We start from the raw sequence: 8985 nt of genomic DNA, 5'->3' as shown, positions 1-8985 counted from the left end.
GGCCTGGCGGGGCGGTGCGGGGTCTGGCGGGGCCGGGGGCAGAGCGGAAGCATCGGGTCGGTCGGTTCGGGGCCCGGGAGCCGCGGCTGGCCCCGGCGCGCCGCCCCGGGGGCGTCAGTCGCCCGCGGCGGCCGCCCCCAGCAGCTCGCGGACGGCCGCGCCGACACGCTGGAACTCCGCGCTCTCCAGCGTCTGCTCGTAGGCGCGATGACCGGGGAGGTCCACCGCGAACTCCTCGATGACCCGGCCCGGCCGGGGCCCCATCACCACCACCCGGGACGCCAGGTAGACGGCCTCGGCGACCGAGTGGGTCACCAGGACCACCGTCATACCCGTGGCCTCCCAGATACGCCGCAGCTCGACGTTCATGTTCTCCCTGGTGAGCGCGTCGAGCGCTCCGAACGGCTCGTCCATGAGCAGGACGTCCGGTTCGTGGAGCAGCGCTCGGCAGAGGGAGACCCGCTGCTGCATGCCGCCCGACAGCTCGTAGGGCATGGCGGTCTCGAAGCCGGACAGCCCGGTCATCTCGATGAGTTCCGCGGCGCGCTTCCGGGACCGGTCGCGGGGCAGTCCGCGCATCTCCGCCTGGAAGAGGATGTTGTCCCGGGCGTTCCGCCAGTCCAGCAGCGCGGCGCGCTGGAAGACGAAGCCGACGTCACGGCGCGGCCCGGCGACCCTGGTCCCTCGCAGTGTCACCTCGCCGGCGGTGACCTCGGTCAGCCCCGCGACGACCCGCAGCAGCGTCGACTTGCCGCACCCGGAGGGGCCGGCGATGCTGACGAACTCACCGCGCGCCACGGTGAGGTCGATGCCGCTGAGCGCCTGGACGGTCCGCCCCTTGCTGCGGAAGGTGACGTCCACCCCGCGGGTCTCGACCATGGCGTCGCTGTGGCCGAGGGCGGCGGGGGCGGGCGGCCCGTCGACGCGTTGCCTCCGTGCGAACACGGTCACTCCCCTCCGCCGGTGAAGGAGCCGTCGAAGTAGGCGTCGGTCTCCCGCGCCTCGTCGAGCAGCCCGGCCTCGGCCAGCACCTCGATGGTGTTCCGCCAGTCCGCCGGGTCGGTGGCGCCGGGCGCGCCTCCCTCGGTGCGGTCGGTGGAGAGCAGCGGAATCGTCTCCTGCCACTGCTGGAGCAGCACCTCGGCCGACGGCATCTGCGGGTTCTTGCCGGCCATCGCCTCGACGGCGGCCTCGGGGTCCTCCTGAGCGGCGGTGAACGCCTCCGTGGTGGCGGCCACCATGCGCTCCACCAGGTCGGGGTCGTCGGCGATGGTGGTGTTGTGGGCGATCAGCCCGTTGCTGAAGAAGTTGAGGCCGGCGTCGGAGTACCGCAGGTAGGTGACGTCCCGACCGCTCTCGTCGGCGATCTTGGGCCCCTGGTCGTGGGCGAACCCGATGAGGCCGTCGACCCGTCCCACCATCATGGCCGCGTTCTTGCCGGCGGAGTCGAGGTTCTGCTGGGTGACGTCGGACTCCGCGAGGCCCACGGCGTCGAGGTAGAGCGGGAAGGTGAGCGTGACCGCGTCGCCTGCGGAGACGGCGATGGTCCGGCCCCGCAGGTCCTCCGGCTCCCGGATGCCGGTGTCGCTGAAGACCTGGACCGCCGAGGGCGTGGACTGGAGGTAGACGCCCACGGAGCGCACGTCGACGCCCTGGTCCACGTTGGCCAGCAGGGCGGGGGTGTCGGCCCAGCCGAAGTCGAAGTCCCGCTGCCCGACGGCCTGCACGACCCGGGCCGAGCCCTGGCCGGCCTCGATCGTCAGCGCTATGCCGTGCTTCTCGTAGATTCCTTCCGCGACACCGTGGTAGAAGGCGGCGTGCTCCCCGTAGGGATACCAGTTGAGTTGGAGGGTCACGCGCTCGCCGTCCCCGGGGCCGTCCTGACCGCCGCAGGCGGCGAGGGCGAGCGCGCAGGCGCCGGCGAGCAGCGCGGTTCCGGTCGAACGGGCCGGACGGGCCGAAGTGCGTACGGGCATGGGGCGTCCTTCCGTGGTGCATGGGGGAGACCGGGTTCAACCCCGGTTGCGGCGGGAGGCGTGCCAGGGGATCAGCAGGGCCTCGGCGACCTGGATGACGGCGAACAGCAGGACGCCCAGGGCGGACATGATGATCAGTGCGGCGAACAGCATGGCGGTGTCGACGTTGCCGTTGGCCTGGAGGATCACGTACCCCAGCCCCGAGTTCGCGCCGACGAACTCGCCCACGACCGCGCCGGTGACCGCGAGCGTCGCGGCGACCTTGAGCCCCGAGAGCAGTTCCGGGAGCGCCGCGGGAAATCTGACCTTCCAGAAGGTCCGCAGCCGCGAGGCACCCATCGTGGAGGTGAGTTCCAGCAGTTCCGGATCGACCGACCGCAGACCGCTGATACCCGAGATGACCACGGGGAAGAAGGCCATGAGGACCGCGACGAGAATTTTGGGGCTCGCGCCGAATCCCAGCCAGACCACGAAGAGCGGGGCTATGGCGATCTTGGGAATCACCTGGGCGAAGAGGATCAGCGGGTAGAACGTCTTCTCCAGCGCGGGGGAATACACCATCAGCACGGCGACCAGGACGCCGACGACGGCGGCGATGACGAAGCCGGCGACGGTCTCCCCCGTCGTCACCAGCGTGTGCGACCAGAGGTACGCGGGGTGGTCGACGAAGGCCGCCCAGGTGTCCGCCGGGGACGGGATGATGTACGGCTGGACCATCCCGGCGCCGGTGACGAGGAACCAGGTGGCCAGCAGCAGGGCGAGGAAGACGGCGGGATGGACCGCCGCGCTCATGCGGGTCGCCCGGCGGGTTCTCTGTCGGGGTGGATGGTTCGTCGGTGGGTCCGAGCCGCGCGGGGCGGTTCGGGCGGGCACGTTCTCGGTCTGTTGCGTCATGCGGACCTCGCGTCGCTGGTGGGGACGACGGATGGAGCCTGACCGTGCCTGGAAAGCGCTTGCCGACGAAATATCAGCCGGGCAGGGATAGCGCTTTCCCATTTCGGGGATGTTAAGGACGGTCCGATGGGGCGTCAATGGCTGGAGAGGAACGGGGTGGTCCGTGCGAAAGCCGAGACGTCGCCCGGGCGGCGGCCCGACCCTCGCCGACGTCGCGGCCCGCGCCGGGGTGTCGCCCGCCACCGCCTCCCGGGTGCTGCACCAGAGCACCCGTCGCGTCGGACAGCAGCACCGCGAGCGGGTCCTGCGGGCCGCGCGGGAGCTCGACTACCGCCCCGACCTGTCGGCACAGGCCATGGCGCGGGGCACCGCACCCGTGCTCGCCCTGCTGGTCAGCAGCATCGACGACCCCTACTTCTCGGCGATCGCCGCGGGCGTCGCCCGCTCCGCGCAGCGCCACGGAGCCATCGTCACCATCGCCGTCACCGGCCGGGACACCGGTCGCGAACTCACCGCCCTGCGCACGATCCGCGGGCAGCGCCCCCGCGCCGTCCTCGTCGCCGGCAGCCGCACGCTCGGCAGCCGGCACAGCGAAGCGCTGCTGGCGGAGTTGCGCTCCCTGGTCGACGCGGGGGGCCGCGCCGTGTTCATCGGCCGACCGTCGGGCGGGCTGCCCGCGGTCCGCCCGGCCAACCTCGACGCCGCCCGGGCCCTCGGCACCGCGATCGCCGGCCTCGGCCACCGCCGGGCCGTCGTCGTCACGGGGGCCGGGCGACTGGAGACCGTACGGGAGCGCACCGAAGGCCTCCGCCAGGGACTGGCCGCCTCGGGCGGTCGCGTGATCGCGGTCGAGAGCGACGCGTTCGACCGCCGCGGCGGCTACCGCGCCACCCGCCGGCTGCTGGCGAACGGCGGGCTGTCCGCGGCCGACGTGCTCTGCGCGGGCAACGACTTCATGGCGGTGGGAGCCATGACGGCGCTCCGGGACGGCGGGCTGCGGCCCGGCGAGGACATCGCGGTCACCGGGTTCAACGACATCGAGACCGCCGCCGACGTGACCCCGAGGCTCACCACCGTGCACTTCCCCCTCGCCGAGATCGGCGAATGCGCCGCTCGGCTCGCCCTCGACCCGGAGGCGTGCGGCGGGGAGGACGTGCTGGTTCCCGGGCTGGTCAGGCTGCGCGACTCGTCCCCGGACCGACGCGGCGGAGCCCCCCGGGAGCGGTGACGCGCGGTCGACGGCGCCGACCGCGCGGCCGGGCGCCCCCGCGCACCGGACTGTGACGGCTGTGTTGACAGCGGATTTCACGCGGCCTACCGTCCTGGATGGAAAACGCTTTCTGCGTACGGATGCGGCAGTTGTCCGCCTCCGCCGTGCGGCTCCCCCACCTCACCCCCACCGCGACCGGCCGCACCAGCTCCACCCCCACCCCCGCGGGCCCGACCGGCGCCCGCCGCCCCACGCACCGCCACCGACGCACAGCACCCCGCGCCCCCACCCGCGCGTGCCCGGCGACGGGCCACCGCGCGGCGGTGGGCGCCGAGGGAGGAGCCCTCCGTGGACCGACCGCACCGTGCCGAACACCGCGACGCCGCCGGAGAGGCCGCGTTGCCGGGCGCCGTCGGGGTCTCCCGTCTGCGGGTGTACGACTGGCCCGCGCCGCCGGGGGCCGACGGGCGGTGCGGCGGTACGCCCCACATGCACCTGGCCTGCACGGAGGCGTACGCGGTGACAGGGGGCCACGGGGCCGTGGAGGTCGTCACCGCCGAGGGCGCGGGGACCGTGGCGCTCGCCGAGGGCGACCTCGTCTGGTTCACCCCGGGCACCGTCCACCGCCTGGTCAACGAGGGGGAGCTCCGCATCCTCGTCCTCATGCAGAACGCGGGTCTGCCCGAGGCAGGTGACGCCGTGTTCACCTTCCCGCCGGAGGTCCTGGCCGACCCCGACGCCTACCGTGCGGCGGCCGCGCTCGATCCGGCGGACCCGGAGGGCAGCGCCCGGCGGCGCCGCGACCTCGCCCTCGACGGGTACGGCGCGCTGCGGGACCGGGCGGCGCGGGGCGACGCGTCGGCCGCGACCGCGTTCCACGCGGCGGCCCTGCGGTTGGTACGCCCCCGACTGGCCTCCTGGCGGCGCACCTTCGAGTCCGGGCCCGCCGCGGCGGTGGCACGGACGGCGGCGCAGCTCGCGGCGCTCGCGGACGGGGACACCGCGCACCTGCGGTCCGCCGCCGTCCACCGCGGTGAGGCGGGGGACGCCTGGGGAATGTGCGGACGGCTCGACACCTACCCCGCGCGGGACGGAACCCGCGTGATCTGAGAACGGAGCGACCCGGGGGCACGGAGACCGCGCAACGTCGGACAACCGGACGAAGGAGTCTGCACATGCTTCCACGATCACGACGGCACGCGGCGGGGGCGGTGGGTCTCGCGCTGCTCGCCGCCTTCCTGACCCCGGCGGCCTCCGCCGGGGCCTCCCCCGCCGAGGATCTCCCCCCGCAGGAACCGGGGGTGACGCTCCGCGTCTTCGACGTCGGCTTCGAACCGGAGCGCATCTGCACCCTGACGGACGGGCAGACCCCCAACATCGACGTGCTGCGACCGGACGTCGACTGGGAGACCACCGACGACTTCGGCGGCGCCGCCAACAACTTCATGGCGCAGGTCATCGGCAACCTCCATGCTCCGGAGGCCGGCAGCTACGAGTTCCGGGTCACCAGCGACGACGGCTCCCGGCTGTACATCGGCGACGAGGAGATCATCGAGAACGACCGCCGCCAGCCGCCCACCGGGGCGGACGGCACCGCGGAGCTGGCGGAGGGACCGAACGCCCTGCGGATCGCCTACTTCCAGGGCGCGCACGGCAAGGCGCTCCGCCTGGAGTGGCGGCCGCCGGGCGCGTCGGCGTTCGAGAAGGTCCCCGAGTCGGCGCTGACCACCGACGCGGGCGTCACCCGGGTCACCTCCCCCGGGGTGAAGTCCTGCCTGGACGCCGACGCGAGCCCCGGCGACAACGCGCCCCTGGCCGGGGTGCACCCGAACTACGAGGTCACCGACCTCCGACCGGAGGGGTTCGAGCCCCGGGTGACCGGGATGGACTGGTTCGACGACGGCCGCATGGTCATCACCACCTGGGCGGGTCGGGAGAGCTTCGACGGCGCGGTGGAGATCGTCGACGGGACCGTGGGAGCGGACGCCGGCCCGGAGACGGTCACCACGGAGGTCGTCGCCACCGACATGAACGAGCCGCAGGGCGTGCTCGTCGAGGACGGCGAGATCGTCGTCGCGGAGAAGCACCAGCTGAGCCGGCTGGTCGACGCCGACGGCGACGGCTTCTACGAGGACACGGAGACCGTGGCGACCTGGCCCAGCGGCGGGACCTACCACGAGTTCGGGTTCGGCCTGCTGGCCGACGAGGAGCACTACTACCTGAACCTCTCCGTCGCCATCACCCCCGGCGGCCGCACCACCGTGCCGCAGCACGTCGACAACCGGGGCACCTCGGTGCGGATCGACAAGGCGACCGGGGAGGTCGAGTACGTCGCCGGCGGGCTGCGCACCCCCAACGGGATCGGCTGGGGCGGCGAGGGCGAGATCTTCGTGACGGACAACCAGGGCGACTGGCTGCCCGCCTCCAAGCTGGTGGAGATCGAGGAGGGCGGCTTCTACAACCACTACACCACCCCCGCCGGCCCCTTCGACGACCGGCCGGTCGTCGATCCGGTGCTGTGGCTGCCGCACGGTGAGATCTCCAACTCCCCCACCAACCCGGTCCTGGCCGAGGAGGGCCCCTTCGCCGGCCAGCTGCTCATCGGGGACGTCACCTACGGCGGTCTGCAGCGCGCCTATCTGGAGGAGGTCGAGGGCCGCAAGCAGGGCGCCGTGTTCCGGATGACCCAGGGACTGGAGTCCGGCGTCAGCCGGCTCGCGTCGGGGCCGGACGGTTCGCTCTACGTCGGCGGCATCGGAGGCGGCGGCAACTGGGAGCAGCCGGGCAAGTTCCCCTACGGACTGCAGAAGTTGACGGCGACCTCCGAGGACGCCATGGACATGCGGGCGATGGAGGTCACCGCCTCCGGCTTCGACATCACCTACACCAAGCCGGTGGCGGCGGAGCTGGTCGACGACCTCGCCGAGCGCTATCTGGTACGGCAGTGGTCGTACAACCCCACCTCCCAGTACGGCGGTCCGAAGCGCAACCAGGAGGAGCTGTCGGTCACCGACGCGTCGGTGTCGGCGGACGGCCGCACCGTCAGCCTGGTGATCCCCGGGCTGCGCGAGGACCGGGTGGCGCACGTGCGCTCCCCCCGGCCGTTCGCGGCCGAGGACGGGACGCCGCTGTGGAGCACCGAGGCCTGGTACACCCTGCACTCCATCCCCGAGTACGTCGCGCCGCCCAACGAGACCGGGGTGTACGAGGCGGAGGACGGTGAGCTGCGCGGCGGCGCGGACATCGACGACGAGCACCCGCACTTCACGGGTGAGGGCTTCGTCGACGGGTTCAACACCATCGGCGCCTCACTGACCTGGCGGGTGGACGTGGCGGAGGCCGGCACCCATCCGGTGACGTTCCGCTATGCCAACGGGCCCAACCCCTACGTCGGGACCAAGACGATCTCCCTGGACGTCAACGGCGAGGACCTGGGCCAGATCGCGGTCGAGACCACCCACACCTGGCAGACCTGGGCCGACCACGTCGAACTGCTGGACCTGGAGGCGGGGACCAACACCATCACCGTCTCGGCCGGCGAGGACGACGACCGGCACGTCAACTGGGACCACCTGCGGCTGAGGGAGGAGCCCTGCACGCCCTCGCAGCCCGAGGACGGCTACCGGATGCTGTTCGACGGGACCGACGAGAGCCTGGCGGCATGGGAGATGGCGGGCCCGGGCGGGTTCGTCACGCAGGCCGACTGCACCATGCGCTCCATCGGCGGGCTCGGCCTGATCAGCCACCCGGACGAGCTGACCGACTACCAGCTGAAGCTGGACTGGAAGATGGGCGGTGACGACAACTCCGGTGTTCACCTCGGCCTGCCGGACCCGGGCGGTGACGCCGGGGTGCGGAACCAGGCGTACGAGGTGCAGATCGACGCCACCGACGTGCCCGAGCTGACCACGGGCGCGATCTACGGCTTCCAGGGCGCGGACATCGAGGCGCGTGACGCCGCGCTCAATCCGCCGGGGCAGTGGAACAGCTACGACATCACCGTGGTGGACCGCAAGATCACGGTGCTTCTCAACGGCGTCCTCATCAACGAGTTCGACACCACCGACGCCTCGCCCGATCGCGACCTGGCCTCCGGGCGCATCGGGCTGCAGAACCACCACACCGGTTCCGACGTGTGGTTCCGCGACGTCCAGGTGCGCGAGCTGGACTGACCGGGCGCCACCTCCCTCCAGCGCGACGGGCTCGCCCCGGGGTCCCCCGGGCGGGCCCGCCGCGCCGTGCCGGGACGGCGGTCGCCGCGACGGCCCGGTGAAGCCGCGCCGCGGGTGCCGCGCGGCGCCGTGCAGGCAGCCCTGACGGAGCGTCGGCGCCGGCACCCGCGCCCGCGCGCGGACGGCGTGTCGGTCACAAGAGGGAGAACGTTCCCGTCCCGGTGGCTGCGCAGGTTCAGCAATCGGCGCGTTACAACTATTGTGTGGGCCACGCGTTCGGCCCAGACGAGTGTTCGACCGGGCTGTGGCGCGGTCCGCCTGCGGTGCGCGGCGCGACGGGAGGGGCACGGCGCCCGGTGTGCCGGTCACACCGGCGTGGCGGCGCGGCAGCCGGACGCACCGCGGGGGGCGGAGGGCCGGGACGAGTCGCCGGCTCCTCATCTCCCCGCCGACCGCACGCCCGTTGAACGTCTAGAGGTCTGGCCGATGCACACCCCCGGTCCCCCCGCCGGCGATGGCCCGCATCCCTGCGCGCTCTCCGGAACGAGGAGTTCCCCATGAACCACGCCGCGCCGTCGGGCGCGCCGGGGCACGCGTCGGAAACGTCCGCGCCCCGCGCCGAGGGTCGAAGCACCCGCCGGGCCGCCCTGTCCGTGATCGCCGCCGCGGTGGCAGCCTGGCTGGCCGCCGTCGGAGCGGTCGCGCTGCTGTCGCCGCCCGCCCTCCCCGCGGC

Annotated in this window: 6 protein-coding genes; 3 read left to right on the top strand and 3 right to left on the bottom strand. The window is 73.1% G+C overall.

The window, feature by feature from the left end; all coding sequences use genetic code 11:
• Positions 1-114 precede the first annotated feature (114 nt).
• From HCN52_RS18060 to HCN52_RS18050, 3 genes are read right to left on the bottom strand one after another with little or no spacing between them, the layout of a single operon-like run.
• Positions 115-945, bottom strand: a complete 831-nt coding sequence (locus tag HCN52_RS18060; RefSeq protein ID WP_376767153.1) for an ABC transporter ATP-binding protein — start codon at positions 943-945, stop codon at positions 115-117.
• Between the two features lie 2 nt (positions 946-947).
• Positions 948-1976: an ABC transporter substrate-binding protein gene (locus HCN52_RS18055; protein ID WP_168089489.1), complete on the bottom strand. Its 1029-nt coding sequence runs from the start codon at positions 1974-1976 to the stop codon at positions 948-950.
• Positions 1977-2012: 36 nt separating this feature from the next.
• On the bottom strand, positions 2013-2768 hold the full coding sequence (locus tag HCN52_RS18050) for an ABC transporter permease (RefSeq protein WP_209314688.1): 756 nt from the start codon (positions 2766-2768) through the stop codon (positions 2013-2015).
• 265 nt (positions 2769-3033) lie between these two features.
• Here HCN52_RS18050 and HCN52_RS18045 point away from each other — a divergent pair, with 265 nt between their 5' ends.
• The 3 genes from HCN52_RS18045 (at position 3034) to HCN52_RS18035 (ending at position 8252) form a co-directional block, all read left to right on the top strand.
• Entirely contained in the window at positions 3034-4098 is a 1065-nt protein-coding gene (locus HCN52_RS18045) for a LacI family DNA-binding transcriptional regulator (protein ID WP_209314687.1), read from the top strand.
• 330 nt (positions 4099-4428) lie between these two features.
• Entirely contained in the window at positions 4429-5190 is a 762-nt protein-coding gene (locus HCN52_RS18040; RefSeq protein WP_168089487.1) for a cupin domain-containing protein, read from the top strand.
• A 65-nt stretch (positions 5191-5255) separates the two neighbouring features.
• Positions 5256-8252, top strand: coding sequence for a 3-keto-alpha-glucoside-1,2-lyase-like domain-containing protein (locus HCN52_RS18035; protein ID WP_168089486.1), 2997 nt, complete (start codon positions 5256-5258; stop codon positions 8250-8252).
• The last annotated feature ends 733 nt before the right edge of the window (positions 8253-8985 follow it).

Source organism: Streptomyces bohaiensis, from assembly GCF_012033785.1.
Taxonomy (GTDB): Bacteria; Actinomycetota; Actinomycetes; order Streptomycetales; family Streptomycetaceae; genus Streptomyces; species Streptomyces bohaiensis.
The sequence above is the reverse complement of the archived record's forward strand: the minus strand, read 5'-3'. Positions and strand labels throughout refer to the sequence as shown.